We start from the raw sequence: 23,679 nt of genomic DNA, 5'->3' as shown, positions 1-23,679 counted from the left end.
CGCCAATGGCGGTGTTTTTTTTCGTGCACGTGAAAACAATTATTTGTTTTTAGCGCGCTCGAAAGAGGCAACGATTTCAGCTTTAGCCGCTTCAGCGTTGTCCCAACCTTCAACTTTAACCCACTTGCCTTTTTCCAGATCTTTGTAGTGTTCAAAGAAGTGGGAGATTTGGGCACGCAGCAGTTCAGGCAGATCGTTCACATCTTTGATGTGATCGTATTCTTTAGTCATTTTGCTGTGTGGAACAGCAACCAGTTTCGCATCTTCACCGGCTTCGTCAGTCATTTTCAGCACGCCAACTGGGCGGCAACGAATGACTGAACCTGGCTGCAGTGGGTACGGAGTTGGGACCAGAACGTCAACCGGATCACCGTCTAGAGACAGAGTGTGGTTGATGTAGCCGTAGTTGCATGGGTAGAACATAGCGGTAGACATGAAACGGTCTACGAACAGGCAGCCTGTTTCTTTGTCTACTTCATATTTAATTGGATCAGCGTTAGCTGGGATTTCGATAACTACGTAGATATCTTCTGGCATGTCTTTGCCAGCAGGGACGTTAATCAAGCTCATGTCGGTTTCCTTTAATCAAACCAGAAATGGAGTGACGGCTATTATAGCGGTCACTCCACAAATGAACAGTCTACCCGACATCTTTCAAGCGTTCGGCGCGTGGCCTTGCGTTTGAAATGTATCGGTAGGCAGGATTATGCGTCTGGGAAATCGCTCATGAAGCGTTCAGCGTCTTCTACCATAGAACTGGTACCGACGAAGAACGGTGCACGCTGATGCAGTTTTTCCGGTGCGATATCCAGAATACGACGGAAACCGTCGGTCGCTTTACCGCCCGCTTGTTCTGCTAAGAATGCCATAGGGTTGCATTCATACAGCAAACGCAGCTTGCCAGAAGGATGGCTTGCGGTGCTTGGGTAGATGTAAATACCGCCTTTGAGCAGGTTGCGATGGAAATCGGCAACCAAAGAACCAATATAGCGTGAGGTATAAGGGCGATGAGTCGCTTCGTCTTGCTCTTGGCAATACTTAATGTATTTCTTCACGCCGAGAGGGAATTTGATGTAGTTCCCTTCGTTGATGGAGTACATATTGCCTTTTTCAGGGAAACGCACGCGTTCATGTGACAGGCAGAATACGCCCAGCGATGGGTCATAGGTAAAGGCGTGAACCCCGTTGCCGGTGGTGTATACCAGCATCGTTGAAGAGCCATAAACCACATAACCAGCGGCAACCTGACAATTTCCCGGCTGCAGGAAATCTTCTTCGGTAACCGGCTGCCCAATTGGCGTGATGCGGCGATAGATAGAGAAAATCGTACCGACCGACACGTTAACGTCGATGTTGGAAGAACCGTCTAACGGATCCATTAAAACGACATATTTACCGTTGTTGGCGCGGTCGCCCTCAAAGATAACAATATCGTCTTCTTCTTCCGATGCGATACCCGCCACCTCTCCACGCGCTTTTAAGGCGGCTTTGAGTTTTTCATTGGCATAGAGATCCAGTTTCATCTGAACCTCACCCTGCACGTTTTCCGCACCACTTGCACCGAGAATATCCACCAAGCCCGCTTTGTTGATATCGCGGTGGATAATTTTGGCACCCAGTTTAATTGCGGAGAGGAGAGCGGTTAGTTCGCCAGTAGCGTGTGGAAAATCTTGCTGCTTTTCGACGATAAACTCGCCTAAAGTTTTCATGACACATTCCCTGATTCTGCGAAGGAGTAGCGATTTATTTACAAACCGCCAACGTTTTCGCAGCTATTCTAGCCAATGTATAAAGTGATTCCTAGGTAATTCCATTTCGCCTAAGCCGTTCACAGCGTTAGAATGTGAACTGACTCGATGTAATCAACTGGAAACGATATGCGCATTCATATTCTTGGAATCTGCGGCACATTTATGGGCGGCCTTGCTTTGCTGGCTCGGACGTTAGGACATGAAGTGACGGGTTCTGATGCCAATGTTTATCCGCCGATGAGCACGCTGCTTGAAAAAGAAGGGATCACATTGATGGAAGGTTATGATCCTTCCCATTTAGATCCTGCACCTGATTTGGTGATCATTGGCAACGCAATGACGCGTGGCAACCCTTGTGTGGAAGTTATTCTGGAGCAGGGGATCCCATACGTTTCTGGTCCACAGTGGCTGCATGATGAAGTTCTGCGCCATCGTTGGGTGATTGCGGTTGCAGGTACCCATGGCAAAACCACAACGGCAGGGATGGTCACTTGGATCTTGGAAGAGTGCGGCTATGAGCCGGGCTTTGTGATTGGTGGCGTTCCTGGAAACTTTGACGTTTCCGCCCGTATGGGTAACAGCCCATTCTTTGTGATCGAAGCCGATGAGTACGATTGTGCCTTCTTTGATAAACGATCCAAGTTCGTGCACTACTGCCCGCGTACGTTGATCCTCAATAATCTTGAGTTTGATCATGCGGATATTTTCGACGATCTAAAAGCAATCCAGAAACAGTTCCATCATCTAGTTCGTTTGGTGCCGGGCAAAGGCCGTATTATTTTGCCGGGCAACGATGCCAATCTGAAACAGGTTATGGGGATGGGTTGCTGGAGTGAGCAAGAGCTTAGTGGTGAAGAGGGAACGTGGAACGCGCGTAAACTCAATCCAGATGCTAGCCATTACGAAGTTTTGCTGGATGGTGAAGTCGTGGGAGAGGTTAACTGGGGCTTAGTGGGTGAGCACAATATGCATAACGGCTTGATGGCGATTGCCGCTGCCCGTCATGTTGGCGTGTTGCCTGCCGATGCTTGCCGTGCCTTGGGAAGCTTTATCAATGCCCGTCGTCGTTTAGAGCTTCGTGGCGAAGCCTTTGGCGTGAAGGTTTACGATGATTTTGCACACCATCCTACGGCTATTTTGGCAACGCTTGCGGCTTTACGCAGTAAAGTCGGTGGAACCGCACGCATTCTTGCCGTGCTTGAGCCGCGCTCGAATACTATGAAAATGGGCGTATCTAAGAATGATTTGGCTCCTGCGCTTGGCCGAGCAGATGAAGTTTTCTTATTCCAGCCACATCACATTCCGTGGCTGGTCACTGAAGTTGCAGAGGCCTGTGTTCAGCCGGCTCACTGGAGCGCCGACGTTGATGTTCTGGTAGATATGATCGCTAAAACAGCGCAGTCTGGCGATTATATTTTGGTGATGAGCAACGGTGGCTTTGAAGGGATCCATAGCAAATTGTTGAAAGCACTTGAGCACAAGCAAGAGATTGCTGAGCAACAGTAAGTTGCCGCGCTAATGAATCAGCCGTGGCTTAGTCCACGGCTTTTTTGTGCCTGATATTTGATAAAAAAAAGCCTCCGCAAGCGGAGGCAATGGGGTTCGTCGGGTTAGACGAGAGTGTTAGCTGGCTGAATCGGGTTAGACACAGGAAGCGCCAGCCTTATGATGAAACATCTTAATAATTAACGGTAAATCTCAGCGGTGGCGTGGTAGTTGCCATCCAAATGAGCTTCAACGATATGGAATGCGGTAGCGCCTTTGGCATCAGCTTTATCGGACAGCTGTGCTTTGATATCTGAAGGCGAACCATCGATACCACTGATGGTTATGGTGCCGATAGATTGCATAGAGGAAGCCTGCTGTGCGCTGATGGACTGTGCAGCAAAAGCACCAAAAGAAACCATAGAGAGAAGACTTAAAGCAGCAACGGTAGTTTTGATTTTCATGATTATTTTCCTATTTTTCATTCTGCCGCAGTACTTCGATCTTAGATTCAATGACGATATTCTTTTGGTCACTGCGGTTTAACTTTAGCGATTCATTCACGGAGTGTGTGCCCCGTTGAGCAGGTGAATCCGTATTTTATTTGTAGATTTCAGCAGTTGCGTGGAATGAGCCTTCGTTACGGGCTTCAACTACGCGGTACGCTGTTGCGCCTTGTGCATCGGCTTTAGCAGACAAAGCCGCTCTGATATCAGAAGGAGCTGCGCTTACGCCGCTTACGCTGATGGTGCCAACAGGCTGCATTTTTGATGCCTGTGCGTTATCAACCAACTGAGCAGCGAATGCGCCGAAAGAAAGAGAAGAAAGAACGGCCAGAGTTGCAATAGTAGTTTTAATTTTCATGATGTATCCCTCAGATATTGTTTTATTTAGTTTTGAACTGTGATTCAAATCACGAAAACAAGTGTACACCTAGTAACTCGAAAAATTAATAGCGAGCTAATGGTTTGTTAGGTTTATTTGTTTGGTATTGTTTTGATGAATAGATCGAAATGGAATAAAAACAGCGCAAAAAACACACTTTTAAGACTAAAGTCTAATTAAATCAATAAAGTAACATCATGTTGCAAAATGTGCGGTCTGTAGCGTTTGTGACCGGCAGGAATATAGATATAGGACTGATTGACCATTAATGCTATTTGAAGTAGCGAATCATGCTGTGTGAGTTGTGTAATTAAGCGGAAAAGAGTACGGCAAGTTTAAGGAGAGCGGATGGGGGCAATCATAGGCCTGACAGATATCAGGCCTGAGAACAGGATTACAGCTCTTGATCAAATAGCGACAAAATAGCGTCGTGCAGCTGCTCAACGGAGAAACCTTTTGCAGGCGTGGTGAAAATTGTGTCGTCACCTGCGATAGTTCCCAGAATCCCTTCTGATTTGCCTAATGAATCCAATAGGCGTGCAATTAATTGCGCTGCGCCTGGGCTGGTATGGATAACGACAACGGATTCGTTGTAATCCACGTCGAGAACCAGATTCTTCAACGGGCTGCTCGTAGTAGGAACGCCAAGCTCTGCTGGCAGGCAGTACACCATCTCCATTTTGGCATTTCGTGTACGGACGGCACCAAATTTGGTCAGCATACGAGATACTTTGGATTGGTTGATATTCTCAAAGCCTTCATCTTGCAGTGCCTGCACGATCTCACCCTGAGAGCTAAATTTCTCTTCCTTGAGTAGCGCCTTGAATGCCTTGATCAAGTCTTCTTGTTTTGTTGGAGTTCGCATTCTTCACCGTAGGAATAGAAATAGAGAACATTATTATGCGTAATAATGAATTTTTATGCAATTTAAGTGCGGAAAACGTTAAGTCGGTCACTATAGAGTTCAAACCGGCAAGGGGATGATTTTACCACCTTGCCCATAAAATGAATATGTTAGCGGGAACTTTGGTTATGCCATCGGCATTCGTAAATGGATTGTTATTAAAATGATGTTGTTGTGATGTAAAAGAAGGGTGTAATGTAATGGCCGGGTAATGAGCTGTGATAAGTGCGCAACGAATTCCTACTCTGTGGCCCTATATCTTTCATGCATAAGCTATTTTTTATTATAAACCTTGCAGTAGGACATGGAATTAGTGCGTCATATCCCAATCTTTGTGTTAACAGATTGTTTTTTAAGACATGATGGACTAAGGTGCGCGGTAATGCATTCACGGCACTCTTAAATTAAAGATAAATCAAGGAGTATAGAATGAAAGTTGCAGTTCTCGGCGCAGCCGGCGGTATTGGTCAGGCTTTAGCCCTTCTTCTCAAAACTCAGCTTCCTTCAGGTTCAGAACTCTCCCTTTATGACATTGCGCCAGTCACCCCAGGTGTCGCCGTCGATCTCAGCCACATCCCAACAGCCGTTAAAATCAAAGGCTTCAGCGGTGAAGATGCGCGCCCTGCTTTGGAAGGCGCGGATATCGTATTGATTTCTGCGGGTGTTGCTCGTAAACCGGGTATGGATCGCTCCGACCTGTTTAATGTGAACGCCGGTATCGTACGTAATCTGATTGAGCAGGTTGCTAGCACGTGTCCTAAAGCTTGTGTAGGCATCATCACTAACCCAGTGAACACCACGGTAGCTATCGCAGCAGAAGTGCTGAAGAAAGCCGGCGTTTATAACAAAGATAAACTGTTCGGTATTTCTACTCTGGACGTTATCCGTTCAAATACTTTTGTTGGTGAACTGAAAGGCAAAAATCCGGCAGAAGTTGAAGTGCCTGTTATTGGCGGCCACTCTGGCGTGACTATTTTGCCACTGCTGTCTCAGATCCCTGGTGTGAGCTTCACTGAGCAGGAAGTTGCCGATCTGACCAAACGTATTCAAAACGCGGGTACCGAGGTTGTTGAAGCTAAAGCCGGTGGCGGGTCAGCAACGCTGTCTATGGGCCAAGCTGCGGCACGTTTCGGCTTGTCTCTGGTTCGCGCTATGCAGGGCGAAAGCAACGTTGTGGAATGTGCCTACGTTGAAGGTGATGGCAAATATGCTCGCTTCTTCGCACAGCCATTGTTGCTGGGTAAAGAAGGGATTGTTGAACGTAAATCTATTGGTACTTTAAGCGCCTTTGAACAAAAAGCGCTGGAAGGTATGTTAGATGTTCTGCATAAAGATATCGAACTGGGCGAAACCTTCGTTAACAAATAATTGTTGATGAAATACGGGTGGTCAACACACCCGTTTACCTGTTCAATCTGAATAAAACCGCCGGCCTTTATTGCTGGCGGTTTTATTTTATTGGGCTTGCGTTGACGCATGAGTCGTTGTCTATCAATCAGCTGATGCGTTCTGATATCAAAATAGCGACTTGGCCATATTTCAGAAGGGTGTATCCCTAAGGCGTGAGCAATAATTAACTCACCTTTTGGCCAAGGGCGAGTCAAGGCATTCGATAGCGTGGTACTTGAGAGCCCTGAGGCTCTTGATAACCCACTGAGCGTAATATTTCTTTTATGTAATGCAGCAATAATATCTGCATGATGCCAATCTTCTAGGCATTGACTCTCTGCCATAATTCATTCCTTTGCAATGACGCATAAACAGGGGGAGAGAAATAAGGTTTGCGTGTATTGCTACTATCTAAAAACACTCTATAAATTTCAATTAATTTCCAATTATTTCAATAATAAGAAACTCATTATATTTATTCTATTGTTATGTTTAATAAAGATTTTACATAAAAAAAAGAGCCTTTCGGCTCTTCCTTTTGTTTCTAAAAAAAGAAAATTAGAATTTTCTATCTACCGCCATATTAGCGAGCCCAATCAGTGCCTCTTTGTAGCTTGATTCTGGCAATGCTTGTAGCGCTAAAATCGCTTTATCGGCTTCTTCTTCTGCACGTTGGCGGGTATACGTGAGTGAACCCACTTCGTGCATTGTTTCCAGCACAGGTTCAAGCAAATGGCGTCCATTGCCTTCTTCGATGGCTTTGCGGATCATCGCAGAACGCTCAGGTGAGCCATGCTTCATCGCATGTAGCAGAGGCAATGTCGGCTTTCCTTCATTCAGGTCATCACCGGTATTTTTACCCAGTGTTTTCCCGTCTGCATCGTAATCCAAGAGATCGTCGATCAATTGGAATGCGGTGCCAAGATAGCGCCCATAGTCTTGCAAGGCGATTTCCTGTGCGTGCGTGGCTCCAGCAAGGATCGCCGAAGATTGCGCTGCTGCCTCAAATAAACGAGCCGTTTTGCTGTAGATAACGCGCATGTAGTTTTCTTCAGTGATGTTCGGATCGTTAACGTTCATCAACTGTAAAACTTCACCTTCAGCAATAACGTTAGTTGCTTCGGACATCAGCTCCAAAACGCGCAAAGACTGTAGGCTTGTCATCATCTGGAACGAACGGGTATAGATAAAATCACCAACTAAAACGCTGGCAGCATTGCCGAAAGCCGCATTTGCCGTAGCTTTGCCACGTCGCATATCGGATTCATCGACCACATCGTCGTGCAGCAGCGTTGCGGTATGAATAAATTCAATTAACGCCGCGACGGTGATGTGTTTATCCCCTTCGTAATTTAATGCTCTAGCCGACAATACTGCGATCATCGGGCGAATCCGTTTACCTCCACCGCTGATAATGTAGTAGCCTAACTGGTTGATTAGACTAACTTCAGAGTTTAGTTGCTGAAGAATTGTTGCGTTTACATCCGCCATGTCCTGCGCGGTTAACTCAGTAATTTGTTCTAGGTTCATTGTATTAATTCAACTGTGTTTCCATTTTCCGCCAGGCGAAAGCCCGCATGCAGGCTGTCACAAGCCACCAACTATAGTATGATTGTACTTGAAAAACGTATTAGATAAACGGCGCGAAGAGAACTGTGTTTTTTTTCTTCTTTTCTCCTGATTCTACCCTTGTCTTCTGAATGATTTTTGCGTAGAATTCGCGCCCTATTGTGAATATTTATAGCGCGTATTGGGCAACGAACCATGCGTGCGGAAATGCGGAGTTTATATGTACGCGGTTTTCCAAAGTGGTGGTAAACAACACCGAGTAAGCGAAGGTCAGACCGTTCGCCTGGAAAAGCTGGACATCGCAACTGGCGAATCTGTTGAATTCGCTGAAGTTCTGATGATCGCAAACGGTGAAGAAGTCAAAATCGGCGTTCCTTTCGTTGATGGCGGCGTTATCAAAGCTGAAGTTGTTGCTCACGGTCGTGGCGAGAAAGTTAAAATTGTTAAGTTTCGTCGTCGTAAACACTACCGTAAGCAGCAGGGCCATCGTCAGTGGTTCACTGATGTGAAAATCACTGGCATCAGCGCTTAAGTTAAGAGGAGCAGATTAAATGGCACATAAAAAGGCTGGCGGCTCGACTCGTAACGGTCGCGATTCAGAAGCTAAACGTCTGGGCGTAAAACGCTTTGGCGGCGAAGCAGTATTGGCAGGTAGCATCATCGTTCGTCAACGTGGTACTAAATTCCACGCTGGCAACAACGTAGGTTGCGGCCGTGACCACACTCTGTTTGCTTTGGCTGACGGTAAAGTCAAGTTCGAAGTTAAAGGCCCGAAAAACCGTAAGTTCATCAGCATCGTTGCTGAATAAGTTTTTCGCGTCTAAATAGATGTAAGGCCCCGCAATAATCTTGCGGGGCTTTTTTACGTTTAGGGCCAAATCAGGCCAAGGATGCTGAGTATGGAAAGCAATCAGAACGTCAAAGTGGGTATATGTCTTGCTCTCACTACGGCGGTTTTCTGGGGCGCGTTGCCAATCGCAATGAAGCAGGTTTTACAGGTAATGGAACCTTACACCATTGTCTGGTATCGCTTCTTGATCGCTTCAGTTGGATTGTTTTTCATTCTTTACTCACGTAAGCAACTGCCGCCGATGCGTGTTTTTAAGCATCGACGCTGGCTGGTTCTGCTCATTATTGCGACCTGCGGCTTACTGGGTAACTTCGTTCTGTTCAGCAGTTCGTTGCAGTATTTAAGTCCTACGGCATCACAGGTCATAGGCCAGCTATCTCCCGTTGGGATGATGTTTGCCAGTGTGCTGATTTTGAAAGAGAAGATGCGTATCACTCAGGTGATTGGCGCATGTATGTTGATTAGCGGGCTGCTGTTGTTTTTTAACGTCAGTCTGAAAGAAATATTTACCCAACTTACGGCTTATACGCTGGGCGTTATTCTCGGCGTTGGTGCTGCGACCGTTTGGGTAAGCTATGGTGTCGCTCAGAAAGTGCTGTTACGGCGATTAGCTTCACAACAGATCCTTTGGCTGTTGTACACTTTATGTGCGATATGTTTATTTCCGTTGGCGAAGCCGGCGGTTATTTTTCAGCTGGATGGCTGGCAGTTAGCCTGCCTCATATTTTGTGGTGCCAACACGTTGATTGGTTATGGCGCGCTAGCAGAAGCTATGGCGCGCTGGCAGGCAGCTCAGGTCAGTGCGGTGGTGACGTTAACCCCGCTGTTTACCCTGATGTTCTCTGACTTGTTAGCTTTGGTATGGCCAGATCTGTTCCTTTCCCCATCGCTTAATACGGTGGGCTATATTGGAGCATTTGTGGTGGTAGCCGGAGCGATGTTTTCCGCGGTGGGTCACCGTTGGTGGCCGCGTCGGGCCGAACAAAACTAGCTAACAGCTTACACAGCTAGGTTGCTCAGCTTAAGCAGCCCGGTAAATGATTTACGGAGACAGTAAATGAAATTTGTAGATGAAGCAGCGATTCACATCGAAGCCGGTGATGGCGGCAATGGCTGCGTCAGCTTCCGTCGTGAAAAATATATTCCGCGTGGCGGCCCAGACGGCGGCGATGGCGGTGACGGCGGCGATGTTTATCTGCTGGCCGATGAAAACCTGAATACCCTGATTGACTATCGTTTTGAGAAGTCTTTCCGTGCAGAACGCGGTCAGAACGGCCAAAGCCGTGACTGTACCGGTAAGCGCGGTAATGATATTACCGTTAAAGTTCCAGTCGGAACGCGCGTTGTCGATTTAGATACCGGCGAGGTTCTGGGCGATATGACTCGTCACGGCCAGAAGTTGATGGTCGGTAAAGGCGGCTGGCATGGATTGGGTAACACCCGTTTCAAATCATCCGTAAACCGTGCTCCGCGTCAAAAGACGATGGGGACCAAAGGCGACAAGCGCGATCTGAAATTAGAACTGCTGCTGCTGGCCGATGTGGGCATGCTGGGTCTGCCGAATGCAGGTAAATCCACGTTCATTCGCGCTGTTTCTGCTGCAAAACCGAAGGTCGCTGACTATCCATTTACAACGCTGGTTCCAAGCCTTGGCGTTGTGCGCATGGACCACGAAAAAAGCTTTGTGGTTGCGGATATCCCAGGTCTGATTGAAGGGGCTTCTGAAGGCGCTGGTTTGGGGATTCGATTCCTCAAGCATTTGGAACGTTGCCGCGTGTTGTTGCACCTGATTGACTTAGCACCTATCGATGAAAGCGATCCTATCGAGAACGCGAAAGTGATCATCAACGAGCTGGGCCAATACAGCGAAAAACTCTCTCAGAAGCCACGCTGGTTAGTTTTCAACAAGATCGACATCCTTGATCCTGAAGAAGCTAAACAACGCGCACAGGCGATTGCAGACGCTCTGGGCTGGGAAGACAAGCACTATCTGATTTCTGCGGCTAACCGCGAAGGCGTTAACGCGCTGTGCTGGGACGTTATGCACTTCCTCGACACACAGCCACGCGACGCTGAAGTGGAAGAAGAGAAAGAAAAAGCCAAGAAAGCAGAGTTCATGTGGGATGACTATCATCGCGAACAGTTGGAACAGGCTGAAGCCGAGGCCGATGAAGACTGGGATGATGATTGGGATGAAGATGACGACGAAGGCGTCGAAATCATTTATCAGAAGTAATCCTGCTTCGTCTGCTTGTTAAGCAAAAGGCTGCCAATGGCAGCCTTTTTCATGTATTAAAACTAAATACTAGCGGGCAAGAATGTCATGAGGTAGCCAGCAGTTGGCGATGAGCCCTGTGCCGGTTTCAACGTTTTTGAGCGTCAGTTTTCCTTGATGCAGCTGAACGATTCTAATCACAATATTTAAACCTAACCCACTGCCGCCGTAGCGCTGATCCATACGACGAAACGCCTGTGTTAGCTCGCCAGCCTTAGATTCATCAATTCCACATCCCTGATCGATAACTTTGAGTTCAACGCCTTTTTCATTGCTGGCCGTTTTGATTCGAATGGTCGAATGTTCAGGGCTGTAACGATGAGCGTTCTCAACGAGATTACGTAGCATCAAGCGTATCAGCACTGCGTCACCAAGAACCTGTGCAGGCTCTGGCGTGTCGATCTCTAAGGTTTGATGCCTTAATGCCAACATTTCGGTGAGTTCGCTCTTGAGCGGTGGAATGACATCTTGCGCCAGATCGATGGTTTGATAATGACCGCTGGCAAAATTTTGCCCCGCGCGTGAAAGCATCAGTAACTGCTCAACGGTGTGCATGAGCTGGTCGATTCGAGTCACTAAAGCACGAGCTTCAGGCACACCGCCTTGCTCTAGCAATTCTAGATGCAAACGAATACCGGCTAACGGTGTACGTAACTCATGTGCCGCGTCAGCGGTAAATAAGCGCTCTTGCTGAATGGTGTGGCTAAGGCGGGCAAATAGCTGATTCAACGTTCCGGTAACTGCGGCAATCTCTTGCATATTACTATCAATAATAATCGGCGTGAGATTGTCTGCTGAGCGTTTGTCGAGTCTCTGTTGCAGCTTATTAAGGGGGCGAATTATCCAACTGATGGCAATAGCAGATAGAATTAACGTGAAAGACATCATGACCAGCGAGGGAACCAGCAGCGAAGCAATTGCCTCACGGATCTCTTTTTCCACATGTGAGTCACGTGCTTTGGCACTTAGTGTTTCATTGACCAGAAAACCGATTTGCTCGCGGCTTTCATGCCAAAGCCAAAGTGCGCTTGCGAGTTGAGTGACCAGCAAAATCAGCGCCAGCATGATTAATAGACTGCGCCGCATGCTGATCATAATTGGCTTTCCAACCGATAGCCTACACTGCGAACCGTTTTAATCCGTTCTTTACCCAGTTTGCGGCGAAGATTGTGGATATGGACTTCTAGCGTGTTAGAACTTAGGTCATCCTGCCAAGAATAAAGATCCTGCTGTAAGATCTCGCGATTGACCGTTTGGCCAGCGCGCATCATGAGGCGAGATAATAGAGCAAACTCTTTAGGTGTGAGCTCAATTTGTTGACCTTCGAAAGTCACCTGCTGTGTTGAAAGGTTGAGAATAATGTTCTCAACCTGCAACAGATTATCGCTATGACCCTGAAAACGGCGGATTAATGCGCGAACGCGGGCCTGAAGCTCAACCAGAGCGAAAGGTTTTACCAAATAATCATCAGCACCGGCGTCTAAACCACCAACGCGATCTTCAATAGCATCGCGCGCGGTGAGTATGAGAACCGGTACGTCTACGCCGCTGCGTCGCCATTGGCGGAGCAGTGACGCACCATCTTGATCGGGCAATCCAAGATCAAGAATGATTAAGCTATATTGTCCAACTTGCACCAAACTTTTAGCTTGCGCCGCCGTAGCGGCACAATCACAGGCGTAACTTTCGTTAGCGAGGGCTTTTGCAAGCCCCTGCTGGATGAGTTCGTCATCTTCAACAATCAGTATTTTCATAGCACTTAGCTTCAAATAGCCTGTTATTTAGATATCACTAATTGTTTTGGTATATATCCCGATAGAGTCGACTTTCAAAGCGAACCAGCGGTGCGCGGCGGATTTTTTGATCCTGTGGTGGAACAGCATAACCCGAAAGATATTGGACGAATGCCATTCGCTGACCGCTTGCCGTCGTAATAAAGCCAGCTAAATTATATACCCCTTGCAGAGAGCCGGTTTTTGCTGAGACTTTCCCATCGACCCCTGCCTCATGAAGACCGCCGCGGTACTGTAAGGTTCCGTCGTGACCTGCCAAAGGCAGCATTGAGATAATGTTCAGTTGCTGATCGTTTTGCGCAATGTATTGCAGAACTTGCATCATGGTCGCGGGTGAAATCAGATTGTGGCGAGACAAACCAGAGCCATCGACCAAAATCGTATTGCCCAAATTGATCCCCGCTTTTTGGCGTAGGATCTGCCGAACAGAGTCGGCGCCCGCACGCCATGTGCCCGGAACGCCTAAGCGTTCATGACCGATAGTGCGGAAGACGGTATCGGCAATCATGTTGTCAGATTTTTTCAGCATCGTATGCAGCAAGCTGCTCAGCGGGGCTGATTGGGTCTGAGCCAAAATGGTGGCTGCGGCGTTAGGCGTTGTTTGGCGACGCAGGTTGCCATCAATTTGAATTTCAGACTGACGTAGCTCATCTTTCACAATAGCACCGGCGTAGCTTGCGCCATCTTGGACCGCAAATGCCAGCGGTAGAGGCTCAGAACGCTGAGTCAGGCAACCCGTAACGGTAAAGCGGTTTAGCTCTCCCGGTACAACGTCCAGCTCGCAGTATTGCGCGTCAGGGGAGCCTTTGGCCAAGGTTCGCACTTCGCTAAACATATGCACGGGATAATACGACGCGACGCGGATAAACGCGGTATCGCCCGCCTTCGGCGCACTATAAAGCGAAATTGAGAAACAGTTGCGATCGACAATAGCAGCCGCTGGCGGTGCACTAAAGCACTGGGTCATGTCATTCCATGGCCATCCGGGCGCTTTGTCATGGCTGGCAAATACGGAAGTATCGATCAAGATATCACCCGTAATTTCATTGATGCCCTGTTTTTTCAGCGCCGTGACCATATTGCGAATATGCTGGCGTCGCAGCGTGGGGTCACCGCCAAAGCGAACGATTAAGTCGCCTTTCAGTTTTCCGTCGCTAATTGAGCCACGGGTTTCCATGGTGGTTGAAAAACGATAGTCAGGCCCGAGCTGAAGCAGTGCCGCTAGTGCAGTGATCACTTTTTGCGTACTAGCAGGCAGCGCCATTTGCTGCCCATGAAAATCAATGGCAGGGGTCGGGGAGCCTATTTTTTGAACCAAAAGGGCTAAGTTAGCTCCATCTGGCAAATATTGGGTGTAATCTTGGACGGGCGCAGCTTGAGTACTAAAAGCTAAGGCACAAGCCAATCCACTGATAATTCGTGAAAATTGCATAATCCCGGGATAACTACAGAGTAACGTGCCTGTCATACTACGGTGCATCTAGGGTTAAAGTAAACGATGATACTTGCTGAACTCTACGTTAAAATAGCCGTCAAAATGCAAAATCGATTTTAACTTGGGTTTTTTGACCCCGAGTTAATATTTTTTTATTCAACGCCAAGGTCTGAGGGCGCATTTTCGAACCTTCAGCCGATCGCTTCCGGCCATCCATTGATGGCGTCAGGATGAGGGCGACTTAAGCAGAATAGATTTTAAGGTGACTAAATTATGAACCAGATTCCTATGACGTTGCGTGGCGCAGAAAAACTGCGTGAAGAGTTAGAGTATCTGAAAGGTACTCGTCGTCCGCAAATCATTGCCGACATCGCCGATGCGCGCGAGCATGGTGACTTGAAAGAGAACGCCGAATACCACGCAGCTCGTGAGCAACAAGGTTTCTGTGAAGGTCGTATTCAGGAAATCGAAGCGAAGCTTTCAAACGCGAACGTGATTGATGTTACCAAAATCCCAAATACTGGCCGTGTGATTTTTGGTTGTACGGTAAGCGTTGAGAATCTCGATACTGAAGATAAGCTAACTTATTCGATTGTTGGCGATGATGAGGCTGATTTTAAACACAACCGTATCTCGGTGAACTCACCGATTGCACGTGGCCTTATCGGTAAAGAGCAAGGGGATATTGTGGTGATCAAAACCCCTGGCGGTGAAGTTGAATTCGAAGTTCTGAAGGTCGAATACATCTGATCTTTCTGAATGTTGCTGAGACTTTGTACAATCGGCAATAAGTTTTGTAAAGATAAGAAAAAGGCCGCAATGCGGCCTTTCTATTAGGGTGAGAAAGCATCTCAGTTTGTGCTATATCTTTTCTTTATACGAAAAGGTATTAACGCGGTAAACTGATCTTGCGTTCTTGGCTTGGGCGGTAAATGACTAATACGTTACCGATCAGCTGCACTTGACACGCACCAGTTTCTCGGACGATGGCGTCAGCAATCAAGGTTTTGGTATCGCGCTCTTCAGCGGCAATTTTCACCTTGATGAGTTCATGATGCGTTAGCGCCTGTTCAATTTCAGCGAGAACACCTTCAGTCAAACCATTGTTGCCTAATTGCACAACAGGTTTGAGCGGATGGGCCAAGCTTTTTAGGTGCTGTTTTTGCTTGTTATTCAGATTCATCGTCTTTTTTGCTTAGGTTGGGATTGAAAACGGTACATTCTACCGCCATCTCCAGTGTATCACCAAATCGGTCTTACATGGTCATGGACACTCCGAAGCAACTGAGTGGATGAAACTGTTGTTTAGAGAGTTAATATCAGATGGGTAAAAAACGTTCCGCCAGCTCAAACCGCTGGATGCACGAACACTTTAGTGACAAATATGTAATTCAGGCACAGAAAAAGGGACTTCGTTCTCGTGCTTGGTTTAAACTTGATGAAATACAAAGCACTGACAAGCTATTTAAACCGGGAATGACCGTCGTTGATCTCGGCGCTGCGCCAGGAGGGTGGTCACAGTATGTGGTCACGCAAATCGGAAACAGCGGGCGGGTGATTGCTTGCGATATTCTGCCTATGGATCCTATCGTTGGTGTCGATTTCCTTCAGGGCGATTTTCGTGATGAATTAGTTCTCAAAGCGCTGACCGAACGCGTGGGCGAGGATAAAGTACAGGTTGTGATGTCAGATATGGCTCCCAACATGAGTGGTACGCCGTCGGTAGATATTCCGCGCTCAATGTATCTGGTTGAATTAGCGCTGGAAATGGCCAAGGATGTTTTAGCCCCTGGCGGTAGTTTTTTGGTGAAAGTGTTCCAGGGAGAGGGCTTTGACGAGTACCTTACGCAGATCCGCTCCCTGTTTACGAAGGTTAAGATTCGTAAGCCTGATGCATCCCGAGCACGTTCGCGGGAAGTATACATCGTAGCGACAGGGCGGAAACTATAGTACCCTGATGCTTATTGTTAACACAGTTGTAATATGAGGTTAATCCCTTGAGTGACATGGCGAAAAACCTAATCCTCTGGCTGGTCATCGCAGTAGTGCTGATGTCCGTGTTCCAGAGCTTTGGGCCCAGCGAATCGAATAGCCGTAGGGTGGATTACTCTACGTTCCTAACTGAGGTTAATCAGGATCAGGTGCGTGAGGTCCGTATCAATGGACGTGAAATTAACGTTACCAAGAAAGACAGTGGTAAATACACAACCTATATTCCGGTTAACGATCCTAAACTGCTGGATTCTTTGTTAACTAAGAATGTGAAAGTTGTTGGTGAACCACCAGAAGAACCAAGTTTCTTGGCGACTATTTTTATCTCTTGGTTCCCAATGTTGTTGCTGATTGGGGTCTGGATCTTCTTTATGCGTCAGATGCAGGGCGGCGGTGGCAAAGGTGCCATGTCGTTCGGTAAGAGCAAGGCTCGCATGCTGACCGAAGATCAGATCAAGACCACTTTTGCAGACGTCGCCGGTTGTGACGAAGCAAAAGAAGAAGTTGCCGAATTAGTGGAATACCTGCGTGACCCAAGCCGTTTCCAGAAACTGGGCGGTAAGATCCCGAAAGGTATCTTGATGGTTGGTCCTCCAGGTACTGGTAAAACTTTGCTGGCTAAAGCCATCGCGGGTGAAGCTAAAGTTCCATTCTTTACTATTTCCGGTTCTGACTTTGTTGAAATGTTCGTCGGTGTGGGTGCATCCCGTGTCCGTGACATGTTTGAACAGGCGAAGAAAGCAGCTCCATGTATCATCTTCATCGATGAAATTGACGCCGTAGGCCGTCAACGTGGTGCGGGTTTAGGCGGTGGTCACGATGAGCGTGAACAAACCCTGAACCAGATGCTGGTTGAGATGGATGGTTTCGAAGGTAACGAAGGTATCATCGTTATTGCCGCAACTAACCGCCCAGACGTATTGGACCCTGCGTTACTGCGTCCAGGCCGTTTCGACCGTCAGGTTGTGGTTGGTTTGCCAGACGTACGTGGTCGTGAGCAGATCCTGAAAGTTCATATGCGTCGCGTGCCATTGGCAACAGACATTGATGCATCCGTTATTGCACGTGGTACGCCAGGTTTCTCTGGTGCTGATTTGGCTAACTTAGTCAACGAAGCTGCCTTGTTTGCTGCCCGTACTAACAAACGCGTTGTATCGATGGTTGAGTTTGAAAAAGCCAAAGATAAGATCATGATGGGCGCAGAGCGTCGTTCTATGGTCATGACCGAAGAGCAGAAAGAATCTACCGCGTATCATGAAGCAGGCCATGCGATCATCGGTCGTCTGGTTCCTGAACATGACCCGGTACACAAAGTCACTATTATTCCGCGCGGTCGTGCGTTAGGTGTGACCTTCTTCCTGCCACAGGGTGACGCCATCAGCTACAGCCGTCAGAAGCTGGAAAGTATGATTTCCGTTGCCTACGGTGGTCGTTTGGCTGAAGAACTGATTTACGGCGTTGAAAATGTTTCTACTGGCGCATCACAGGACATCAAACAGGCGACTACAATCGCTCGTAACATGGTGACTCAATGGGGCTTCTCAGAAAAACTGGGGCCATTGCTGTATGCGGAAGAAGAAGGTGAAGTGTTCTTGGGTCGTTCGGTTTCTAAGACAAAACACATGTCTGACGAAACTGCACGCATCATCGACCAAGAAGTGAAAGCATTGATTGAACGTAACTACGCGCGCACGCGCCAGTTGCTGGAAGACAATATGGATATCATGCATGCAATGAAAGATGCATTGATGAAATATGAAACCATCGATGCTCCACAGGTTGATGATTTGATGGCTCGCCGCGAAGTTCGTCCACCTGCTGGTTGGGAAGAAGAGCAAAATAACCGTTCAGACAACGGCGGCGCTCCCCAAGCTCCAGTGAACAAGCCTGCGGAAGAACAGCTGAATACGCCATCTTCTGATGACAACATCACAACTGGCAACACCGGCGAGAAGTAAACGCGCTGGCTGATGTAGCCAATATGGTGTGCTGACAGACAAACCCCGACTTGCTCGGGGTTTTTTTTTGCGTTCAAATACCCACCTCAAAAATAAAAATGAAATATGGAGACTGCATGCAGCTGAAAGCGCAAGGGTTAACTCTGGACCTTACTTACCCTCAAGTGATGGGGATTTTAAATGTCACGCCGGATTCATTTTCCGACGGTGGTAAACATAATGGATTGGATGCCGCTTTACGCCATGCGGAAGCGATGATCAGCGCAGGCGCAACCATCATTGATGTTGGCGGTGAATCGACTCGCCCTGGTGCCGCAGAAGTGAGCACCGAAGAAGAACTTGAACGTGTGGTGCCCATCGTTGAGCTGATTGCTCGCTATTTCGACGTTTGGATTTCGGTAGATACGTCAAAAGCCGAAGTGATTACCGCCAGCGCACAGGCCGGTGCGACTTTGATCAATGATATTCGCTCTCTGAGTGAGCCCGGCGCGTTAGAAGCGGCGGCACAATCGGGTTTGCCGGTATGCTTGATGCATATGCAGGGCGATCCAAAAACCATGCAGCACAAACCTGTCTATACCGATGTGGTTGCTGAGGTCGATAGCTATCTCACATCACAAATCGAACGATGCACCGCGGCAGGCATTGATAAAAGCCACTTATTGATTGATCCCGGTTTTGGTTTTGGCAAGAATCTGGAGCATAATTACCAACTTCTGGCTCACCTAGCGCATTTCCATCATTTTGGCTTACCACTTCTTGTTGGTATGTCTCGTAAATCAATGATTGGTCAGCTTCTAAAAGTTGGTCCGACACAACGCGTGACGGGAAGTGTGGCATGTGCAGTGATTGCCGCAATGCAAGGAGCCCATATTATTCGGGTTCATGATGTTAAAGAGACAGTTGAGGCGATGCGTGTCGTCGAAGCTACACTTTCAGCGAAGGGATAAAGATTTATGAGCGAGCGCAAATATTTTGGTACGGACGGGATTCGCGGAAAAGTGGGTGACTGCCCGATTACTCCTGATTTTGTGTTAAAGCTCGGCTGGGCTGCGGGTAAAGTTTTGGCGCGTCACGGTTCGCGTAAAATTATCATCGGTAAAGATACCCGTATTTCTGGTTATATGCTGGAGTCTGCTTTAGAAGCGGGTCTGGCAGCGGCGGGCTTATCAGCGTCCTTCACCGGGCCAATGCCAACGCCTGCTGTCGCTTATCTCACGCGTACTTTCCGTGCTGAAGCCGGTATCGTTATCTCTGCGTCGCATAACCCTTATTACGATAATGGGATCAAATTCTTCTCAATCGACGGTACTAAGTTGCCAGATGAAGTCGAAGAAGCGATTGAAGCCGAAATGGAAAAACCACTGACCTGCGTGGAATCGGCTGAGTTAGGTAAAGCAAACCGCATCGTAGATGCCGCGGGTCGTTATATCGAATTTTGTAAGAGTACTTTCCCAACGGAATTAAGCCTGAGCGGGCTTAAAATTGTTGTCGACTGTGCCAACGGTGCGACTTATCACATCGCGCCTAGCGTGCTGCGTGAGCTCGGCGCAACGGTAATCGCGATCGGTTGTGATCCTGATGGCATGAACATCAACAAAGAGTGTGGCGCAACTGACGTACGCCAACTGCAGGCGCGTGTTTTAGCCGAGAAAGCCGATGTCGGTTTGGCCTTTGATGGCGATGGTGACCGCGTCATGATGGTTGACCATTTAGGCCATAAAGTTGACGGTGACCAGATCCTTTATCTTACCGCCCGTGAAAACCTGCGTCAGGGTAACCTGCGTGGCGGTGCGGTAGGCACCTTGATGAGCAATATGGGCTTAGAGCTGGCACTGAAACAGCTGGGTATTCCATTTGCACGCGCGAAAGTCGGCGACCGTTACGTGCTGGAAATGATGGCCGCTAAAGGCTGGCGTTTAGGCGCTGAAAACTCAGGCCATGTGATTATTCTCGACAAAACAACTACCGGTGACGGTATTGTGGCCGGTCTGCAAGTGTTGGCTGCTATTGTGCGTAACCATATGACTTTGCACGATCTGTGCAGCGGCATGAAGTTATTGCCACAGGTTCTGGTCAACGTGCGCTTTGCGGGCAATCACGATCCACTGCAAACGGACAGTGTAAAAGCTGTGACAGCAGAAGTTGAAGCACAGCTTAATGGCCGTGGCCGCGTGCTGTTACGTAAATCAGGTACCGAGCCATTGATTCGTGTGATGGTGGAAGGCGAAGATGATGCGCAAGTAACAGAAATGGCTAACCGCATCGCTGACGCCGTGAAAGCAGCAGGTTAACTAACTGCCGAGCAATTTTGTCAGCATGTTTGTCAGTGTAGTTATGTGATGAAAAACCAGTGAATCTTGATGTTTTGCTGGTTTTTTCTGCAATCGCGCTACACATCATAAATTGCTCTTGCACGGCTTGGCGGCATTGGGTAGTATTCACACCCGCTTCAGTAGACTTATTTTTGTCTGCTTTAATGGTTGAAGCTTTTGGCTGCGGAAATCCCGCAAGGAAACAGGTACGACTATGTATGAAGCTCTTTTAGTAATTTTCCTGCTGGTATCAATTGGCTTAGTTGCCATGGTTATGCTGCAGCAAGGTAAAGGTGCTGATATGGGCGCTTCATTCGGCGCTGGCGCATCTGCAACTTTGTTCGGTTCCAATGGCTCGGGTAACTTCATGACCCGTACGACAGCTGTCTTAGCGACACTGTTCTTTGTACTGAGTCTGGTTTTGGGTAACCTGAGCGGTCAGCAAGGCAAGAAAGGCAGTGAGTGGGAAAATCTGGGCGCGCCAGTGAAAACTGAGCAACCTGCTGCACCAGCAGCTCCGGTAACCCCAAGTAGCGATATTCCTCACTAATCGCACTAGCTTGAAGCCAGCAGTAACCAAGAAGTACAGAATTTAGCAGTAAAGTTTTTAAAAGCTATCTTTTAGAGACTGAAGTAAAAGGTGATAAGTTTTGAATACGGCTTATCACTTTCGTAATGCCGAGGTGGTGGAATTGGTAGACACGCTACCTTGAGGTGGTAGTGCCCAATAGGGCTTACGGGTTCAAGTCCCGTCCTCGGTACCAATCCTAGATAACTTGTTTTTTCAACGTTATTAGAGTAGTATTCGCCACGATTCGGACGCGGGGTGGAGCAGCCTGGTAGCTCGTCGGGCTCATAACCCGAAGGTCGTCGGTTCAAATCCGGCCCCCGCAACCACTTTCCTAAAGTATCTTTTTTCAAATATACTGTTTACGTTCAGCCAACGACTCAAACGGGTGTTTTGAAAAAAATATTGTCAGAAAGCGGCACTGAATTCGTTCGGCAGTATATAGGGTCCAGTTGCATAAAGCCCCGATTTTTCGGGGTTTTTTGTTATCTGACAACAGAATCACTGGGCTATTTAGCCCTTTTTTTATGTCTTGGGGGTGGGCTTGTCCACATTAGAGCAAAAATTGACAGAGATGATTTCGGCGCCGGTTGAGGCATTAGGCTTCGAATTGGTTGGTATTGAGTTCATCCGCAGTCACCATTCAACGCTACGCATCTATATTGATAGTGACGAAGGGATCAATGTTGATGATTGTGCTGATGTCAGCCACCAGGTCAGTGCCGTTCTTGACGTCGAAGATCCAATTACGGTTGCATATAACCTGGAAGTTTCATCTCCTGGCCTTGATCGTCCAATGTTTACCGCCGATCACTACGTTCGTTTTATGGGCGAAGAGGTTTCACTGGTATTACGTATGGCGGTGCAGAATCGTCGCAAATGGCAGGGTATTATTAAAGCTGTCGAAGGCGAGATGATCACGGTTACTGTAGATGGAAAAGACGAAGTGTTCGCGCTGAGCAACATCCAGAAAGCGAACCTGGTACCCCACTTTTAAAGTTTGGATGAGGCCACTAGGATGAACAAAGAAATTCTGGCTGTTGTTGAGGCAGTTTCCAACGAAAAATCGCTTCCTCGCGAAAAAATTTTTGAAGCACTGGAAACTGCACTGGCGACTGCCACCAAGAAAAAATACGAACAAGAAATCGACGTTCGTGTTTGCATCGATCGCAAAACTGGCGATTTCGATACTTTCCGTCGCTGGGTTATCGTTGATGAAGTTACTCAACCAACCCGCGAAATTACTCTTGATGCGGCTCAGTTTGAAGATCCAGCGTTACAGTTGGGTGAGTATGTCGAAGACCAGATCGAATCTGTAACCTTCGACCGTATTACGACGCAAACCGCAAAACAGGTTATCGTACAAAAAGTACGTGAAGCTGAACGCGCAATGGTGGTTGATGCATTCCGTCAGCACCAAGGTGAGATCGTCACCGGCGTGGTTAAAAAAGTAAATCGCGACAACATCTCATTAGATCTGGGCAGCAATGCCGAAGCCGTTATTGGCCGTGAAGACATGCTTCCGCGTGAAAACTTCCGTCCGGGCGACCGTATCCGCGGTGTGCTGTATGACGTGCGTCCAGAAGCGCGTGGCGCTCAGCTGTTTGTGAGCCGTTCACGTCCAGAAATGCTGATCGAGCTGTTCCGCATTGAAGTGCCGGAAATCGGCGAAGAAGTCATCGAGATTAAAGCCGCAGCCCGCGATCCGGGTTCCCGTGCAAAAATCGCGGTGAAAACCAACGATAAACGTATTGACCCGGTAGGGGCGTGTGTGGGTATGCGCGGTGCGCGTGTTCAGGCCGTTTCTAGCGAACTGGGTGGCGAACGTATCGACATCGTATTGTGGGATGATAATCCAGCACAGTTCGTTATCAATGCTATGGCGCCAGCCGACGTGGCTTCTATTGTTGTGGATGAAGATAAACACACAATGGACATCGCGGTTGAAGCAAGCAATCTGGCTCAGGCAATTGGGCGTAATGGCCAAAACGTTCGTCTGGCAGCTCAACTGAGCGGCTGGGAACTGAACGTAATGACCGTTGATGATCTTCAGGCTAAACATCAGGCCGAAGCTCACGCAGCTATCGATACATTCACCAAATATCTCGATATTGATGAAGACTTCGCAACCCTATTGGTTGAAGAAGGCTTCTCTACTCTGGAAGAACTGGCTTACGTTCCTGAACAGGAACTGCTGGCCGTTGACGGTCTGGATGAAGATACGGTAGACGCTTTGCGCGAGCGCGCAAAAAATGCGTTAACCACTCTGGCTTTGGCTCAGGAAGAAAGCCTGGGTGACCAAAAGCCAGCCGACGACCTGTTGGGTCTGGAAGGTTTAGACCGTGGTATCGCCTTTAAAATGGCCGCTCGTGGGGTTTGTACGCTGGAAGATCTTGCCGAGCAGGGCATCGACGATCTAGCAGATATTGAAGGCCTGAATAGTGAGAAGGCCGGCGAGCTGATTATGGCTGCGCGCAATATTTGCTGGTTTGGCGATAGTGAATAATGAA

At 48.0% G+C, this 23,679-nt stretch carries 24 protein-coding genes, 2 tRNA genes and 1 pseudogene; 16 read left to right on the top strand and 11 right to left on the bottom strand.

Annotated elements, in window-relative coordinates:
* Positions 1 to 39 precede the first annotated feature (39 nt).
* Complete coding sequence (ppa, locus tag RSC70_RS11430) at positions 40 to 570, bottom strand: inorganic diphosphatase (RefSeq protein WP_063585913.1); 531 nt, start codon at positions 568 to 570, stop codon at positions 40 to 42.
* Between the two features lie 134 nt (positions 571 to 704).
* On the bottom strand, positions 705 to 1,709 hold the full coding sequence (gene fbp / locus RSC70_RS11425) for a class 1 fructose-bisphosphatase (RefSeq protein WP_025798814.1): 1,005 nt from the start codon (positions 1,707 to 1,709) through the stop codon (positions 705 to 707).
* A 168-nt stretch (positions 1,710 to 1,877) separates the two neighbouring features.
* Here fbp and mpl point away from each other — a divergent pair, with 168 nt between their 5' ends.
* The gene (gene mpl, locus RSC70_RS11420; protein WP_282807416.1) at positions 1,878 to 3,257 is read left to right on the top strand and encodes a UDP-N-acetylmuramate:L-alanyl-gamma-D-glutamyl-meso-diaminopimelate ligase; all 1,380 of its coding nucleotides are present in this window, start codon (positions 1,878 to 1,880) and stop codon (positions 3,255 to 3,257) included.
* A gap of 179 nt (positions 3,258 to 3,436) precedes the next feature.
* Here mpl and yhcN (RSC70_RS11415) read toward each other — a convergent pair whose 3' ends face one another.
* From yhcN (RSC70_RS11415) to argR, 3 genes are all read right to left on the bottom strand, one after another.
* Positions 3,437 to 3,700: a peroxide/acid stress response protein YhcN gene (gene yhcN / locus RSC70_RS11415; protein WP_025798818.1), complete on the bottom strand. Its 264-nt coding sequence runs from the start codon at positions 3,698 to 3,700 to the stop codon at positions 3,437 to 3,439.
* A gap of 136 nt (positions 3,701 to 3,836) precedes the next feature.
* Entirely contained in the window at positions 3,837 to 4,100 is a 264-nt protein-coding gene (gene yhcN / locus RSC70_RS11410; protein ID WP_025798820.1) for a peroxide/acid stress response protein YhcN, read from the bottom strand.
* Between the two features lie 415 nt (positions 4,101 to 4,515).
* Positions 4,516 to 4,986 carry a transcriptional regulator ArgR gene (argR, locus tag RSC70_RS11405; RefSeq protein WP_004093684.1) on the bottom strand — a complete coding sequence of 157 codons (471 nt, stop codon included), beginning with the start codon at positions 4,984 to 4,986 and terminating at the stop codon, positions 4,516 to 4,518.
* Positions 4,987 to 5,454: 468 nt separating this feature from the next.
* Between argR and mdh the strand changes: the two genes are divergently transcribed.
* On the top strand, positions 5,455 to 6,393 hold the full coding sequence (gene mdh / locus RSC70_RS11400) for a malate dehydrogenase (RefSeq protein WP_025798823.1): 939 nt from the start codon (positions 5,455 to 5,457) through the stop codon (positions 6,391 to 6,393).
* Positions 6,394 to 6,497: 104 nt separating this feature from the next.
* On the opposite strand, the pseudogene RSC70_RS11395 reads toward mdh, so the two are convergent.
* Both RSC70_RS11395 and ispB read right to left on the bottom strand, forming a co-directional pair.
* Positions 6,498 to 6,758 (bottom strand): annotated as a pseudogene (locus tag RSC70_RS11395) (helix-turn-helix domain-containing protein); the annotation flags it as partial.
* A 214-nt stretch (positions 6,759 to 6,972) separates the two neighbouring features.
* The gene (gene ispB / locus RSC70_RS11390; protein ID WP_025798829.1) at positions 6,973 to 7,944 is read right to left on the bottom strand and encodes an octaprenyl diphosphate synthase; all 972 of its coding nucleotides are present in this window, start codon (positions 7,942 to 7,944) and stop codon (positions 6,973 to 6,975) included.
* Between the two features lie 259 nt (positions 7,945 to 8,203).
* Here ispB and rplU point away from each other — a divergent pair, with 259 nt between their 5' ends.
* The 4 genes from rplU (at position 8,204) to cgtA (ending at position 11,069) form a co-directional block, all read left to right on the top strand.
* Positions 8,204 to 8,515, top strand: a complete 312-nt coding sequence (gene rplU / locus RSC70_RS11385; RefSeq protein WP_003025032.1) for a 50S ribosomal protein L21 — start codon at positions 8,204 to 8,206, stop codon at positions 8,513 to 8,515.
* Between the two features lie 19 nt (positions 8,516 to 8,534).
* The gene (gene rpmA, locus RSC70_RS11380; protein WP_004093693.1) at positions 8,535 to 8,792 is read left to right on the top strand and encodes a 50S ribosomal protein L27; all 258 of its coding nucleotides are present in this window, start codon (positions 8,535 to 8,537) and stop codon (positions 8,790 to 8,792) included.
* A 90-nt stretch (positions 8,793 to 8,882) separates the two neighbouring features.
* A complete protein-coding gene (locus RSC70_RS11375; protein ID WP_332542467.1) occupies positions 8,883 to 9,824 on the top strand; it encodes a DMT family transporter in 942 nt (313 codons plus the stop codon).
* Positions 9,825 to 9,890: 66 nt separating this feature from the next.
* Positions 9,891 to 11,069 (top strand): Obg family GTPase CgtA, encoded by a 1,179-nt coding sequence (gene cgtA / locus RSC70_RS11370; protein ID WP_025798833.1) that lies wholly within the window; start codon positions 9,891 to 9,893, stop codon positions 11,067 to 11,069.
* 69 nt (positions 11,070 to 11,138) lie between these two features.
* Here the strand turns inward: cgtA and pmrB are convergent, their stop codons facing one another.
* From pmrB to dacB, 3 genes are read right to left on the bottom strand one after another with little or no spacing between them, the layout of a single operon-like run.
* The gene (gene pmrB, locus RSC70_RS11365) at positions 11,139 to 12,203 is read right to left on the bottom strand and encodes a two-component system sensor histidine kinase PmrB (RefSeq protein ID WP_332542466.1); all 1,065 of its coding nucleotides are present in this window, start codon (positions 12,201 to 12,203) and stop codon (positions 11,139 to 11,141) included.
* Entirely contained in the window at positions 12,200 to 12,862 is a 663-nt protein-coding gene (gene pmrA / locus RSC70_RS11360) for a two-component system response regulator PmrA (RefSeq protein ID WP_025798835.1), read from the bottom strand. Before pmrA ends, pmrB begins: the two co-directional genes overlap by 4 nt.
* 37 nt (positions 12,863 to 12,899) lie before the next feature.
* Complete coding sequence (gene dacB, locus RSC70_RS11355; RefSeq protein WP_025798836.1) at positions 12,900 to 14,333, bottom strand: serine-type D-Ala-D-Ala carboxypeptidase; 1,434 nt, start codon at positions 14,331 to 14,333, stop codon at positions 12,900 to 12,902.
* 276 nt (positions 14,334 to 14,609) lie between these two features.
* On the opposite strand from dacB, the gene greA reads away from it, so the two are divergent.
* On the top strand, positions 14,610 to 15,086 hold the full coding sequence (gene greA / locus RSC70_RS11350; RefSeq protein ID WP_040046299.1) for a transcription elongation factor GreA: 477 nt from the start codon (positions 14,610 to 14,612) through the stop codon (positions 15,084 to 15,086).
* Positions 15,087 to 15,225: 139 nt separating this feature from the next.
* Here greA and yhbY read toward each other — a convergent pair whose 3' ends face one another.
* On the bottom strand, positions 15,226 to 15,519 hold the full coding sequence (yhbY, locus tag RSC70_RS11345; protein WP_040046298.1) for a ribosome assembly RNA-binding protein YhbY: 294 nt from the start codon (positions 15,517 to 15,519) through the stop codon (positions 15,226 to 15,228).
* Between the two features lie 140 nt (positions 15,520 to 15,659).
* Between yhbY and rlmE the strand changes: the two genes are divergently transcribed.
* From rlmE to nusA, 9 genes are all read left to right on the top strand, one after another.
* Entirely contained in the window at positions 15,660 to 16,286 is a 627-nt protein-coding gene (gene rlmE, locus RSC70_RS11340) for a 23S rRNA (uridine(2552)-2'-O)-methyltransferase RlmE (RefSeq protein ID WP_025798842.1), read from the top strand.
* A 56-nt stretch (positions 16,287 to 16,342) separates the two neighbouring features.
* On the top strand, positions 16,343 to 18,286 hold the full coding sequence (ftsH, locus tag RSC70_RS11335; RefSeq protein WP_332542464.1) for an ATP-dependent zinc metalloprotease FtsH: 1,944 nt from the start codon (positions 16,343 to 16,345) through the stop codon (positions 18,284 to 18,286).
* A gap of 116 nt (positions 18,287 to 18,402) precedes the next feature.
* Complete coding sequence (gene folP, locus RSC70_RS11330; RefSeq protein ID WP_332542463.1) at positions 18,403 to 19,236, top strand: dihydropteroate synthase; 834 nt, start codon at positions 18,403 to 18,405, stop codon at positions 19,234 to 19,236.
* Positions 19,237 to 19,242: 6 nt separating this feature from the next.
* Positions 19,243 to 20,580, top strand: a complete 1,338-nt coding sequence (gene glmM / locus RSC70_RS11325) for a phosphoglucosamine mutase (RefSeq protein WP_040046297.1) — start codon at positions 19,243 to 19,245, stop codon at positions 20,578 to 20,580.
* 235 nt (positions 20,581 to 20,815) lie between these two features.
* Complete coding sequence (secG, locus tag RSC70_RS11320; protein WP_025798849.1) at positions 20,816 to 21,151, top strand: preprotein translocase subunit SecG; 336 nt, start codon at positions 20,816 to 20,818, stop codon at positions 21,149 to 21,151.
* A gap of 127 nt (positions 21,152 to 21,278) precedes the next feature.
* Positions 21,279 to 21,365: transfer RNA gene (locus RSC70_RS11315), tRNA-Leu, on the top strand.
* Between the two features lie 56 nt (positions 21,366 to 21,421).
* A tRNA-Met gene (locus tag RSC70_RS11310) sits at positions 21,422 to 21,498 on the top strand.
* A gap of 215 nt (positions 21,499 to 21,713) precedes the next feature.
* Positions 21,714 to 22,166: a ribosome maturation factor RimP gene (rimP, locus tag RSC70_RS11305; RefSeq protein WP_071603080.1), complete on the top strand. Its 453-nt coding sequence runs from the start codon at positions 21,714 to 21,716 to the stop codon at positions 22,164 to 22,166.
* A gap of 21 nt (positions 22,167 to 22,187) precedes the next feature.
* A complete protein-coding gene (gene nusA, locus RSC70_RS11300) occupies positions 22,188 to 23,675 on the top strand; it encodes a transcription termination factor NusA (RefSeq protein WP_040046296.1) in 1,488 nt (495 codons plus the stop codon).
* Positions 23,676 to 23,679 lie beyond the last annotated feature (4 nt).

The sequence above is a fragment of the Hafnia sp. genome (genome assembly GCF_036648275.1).
Classification (GTDB): Bacteria; Pseudomonadota; Gammaproteobacteria; order Enterobacterales; family Enterobacteriaceae; genus Hafnia; species Hafnia alvei.
The sequence above is the reverse complement of the archived record's forward strand: the minus strand, read 5'-3'. Positions and strand labels throughout refer to the sequence as shown.

What these genes read in the sequence shown, in the direction of transcription:
- ppa (WP_063585913.1), bottom strand. Translation starts at nt 570, where the DNA reads ATGAGCTTGATTAACGTCCCTGCTGGCAAAGACATGCCAGAAGATATC.
- fbp (WP_025798814.1), bottom strand. Translation starts at nt 1,709, where the DNA reads ATGAAAACTTTAGGCGAGTTTATCGTCGAAAAGCAGCAAGATTTTCCA.
- mpl (WP_282807416.1), top strand. Translation starts at nt 1,878, where the DNA reads ATGCGCATTCATATTCTTGGAATCTGCGGCACATTTATGGGCGGCCTT.
- yhcN (WP_025798818.1), bottom strand. Translation starts at nt 3,700, where the DNA reads ATGAAAATCAAAACTACCGTTGCTGCTTTAAGTCTTCTCTCTATGGTT.
- yhcN (WP_025798820.1), bottom strand. Translation starts at nt 4,100, where the DNA reads ATGAAAATTAAAACTACTATTGCAACTCTGGCCGTTCTTTCTTCTCTT.
- argR (WP_004093684.1), bottom strand. Translation starts at nt 4,986, where the DNA reads ATGCGAACTCCAACAAAACAAGAAGACTTGATCAAGGCATTCAAGGCG.
- mdh (WP_025798823.1), top strand. Translation starts at nt 5,455, where the DNA reads ATGAAAGTTGCAGTTCTCGGCGCAGCCGGCGGTATTGGTCAGGCTTTA.
- ispB (WP_025798829.1), bottom strand. Translation starts at nt 7,944, where the DNA reads ATGAACCTAGAACAAATTACTGAGTTAACCGCGCAGGACATGGCGGAT.
- rplU (WP_003025032.1), top strand. Translation starts at nt 8,204, where the DNA reads ATGTACGCGGTTTTCCAAAGTGGTGGTAAACAACACCGAGTAAGCGAA.
- rpmA (WP_004093693.1), top strand. Translation starts at nt 8,535, where the DNA reads ATGGCACATAAAAAGGCTGGCGGCTCGACTCGTAACGGTCGCGATTCA.
- RSC70_RS11375 (WP_332542467.1), top strand. Translation starts at nt 8,883, where the DNA reads ATGGAAAGCAATCAGAACGTCAAAGTGGGTATATGTCTTGCTCTCACT.
- cgtA (WP_025798833.1), top strand. Translation starts at nt 9,891, where the DNA reads ATGAAATTTGTAGATGAAGCAGCGATTCACATCGAAGCCGGTGATGGC.
- pmrB (WP_332542466.1), bottom strand. Translation starts at nt 12,203, where the DNA reads ATGATCAGCATGCGGCGCAGTCTATTAATCATGCTGGCGCTGATTTTG.
- pmrA (WP_025798835.1), bottom strand. Translation starts at nt 12,862, where the DNA reads ATGAAAATACTGATTGTTGAAGATGACGAACTCATCCAGCAGGGGCTT.
- dacB (WP_025798836.1), bottom strand. Translation starts at nt 14,333, where the DNA reads ATGCAATTTTCACGAATTATCAGTGGATTGGCTTGTGCCTTAGCTTTT.
- greA (WP_040046299.1), top strand. Translation starts at nt 14,610, where the DNA reads ATGAACCAGATTCCTATGACGTTGCGTGGCGCAGAAAAACTGCGTGAA.
- yhbY (WP_040046298.1), bottom strand. Translation starts at nt 15,519, where the DNA reads ATGAATCTGAATAACAAGCAAAAACAGCACCTAAAAAGCTTGGCCCAT.
- rlmE (WP_025798842.1), top strand. Translation starts at nt 15,660, where the DNA reads ATGGGTAAAAAACGTTCCGCCAGCTCAAACCGCTGGATGCACGAACAC.
- ftsH (WP_332542464.1), top strand. Translation starts at nt 16,343, where the DNA reads ATGGCGAAAAACCTAATCCTCTGGCTGGTCATCGCAGTAGTGCTGATG.
- folP (WP_332542463.1), top strand. Translation starts at nt 18,403, where the DNA reads ATGCAGCTGAAAGCGCAAGGGTTAACTCTGGACCTTACTTACCCTCAA.
- glmM (WP_040046297.1), top strand. Translation starts at nt 19,243, where the DNA reads ATGAGCGAGCGCAAATATTTTGGTACGGACGGGATTCGCGGAAAAGTG.
- secG (WP_025798849.1), top strand. Translation starts at nt 20,816, where the DNA reads ATGTATGAAGCTCTTTTAGTAATTTTCCTGCTGGTATCAATTGGCTTA.
- nusA (WP_040046296.1), top strand. Translation starts at nt 22,188, where the DNA reads ATGAACAAAGAAATTCTGGCTGTTGTTGAGGCAGTTTCCAACGAAAAA.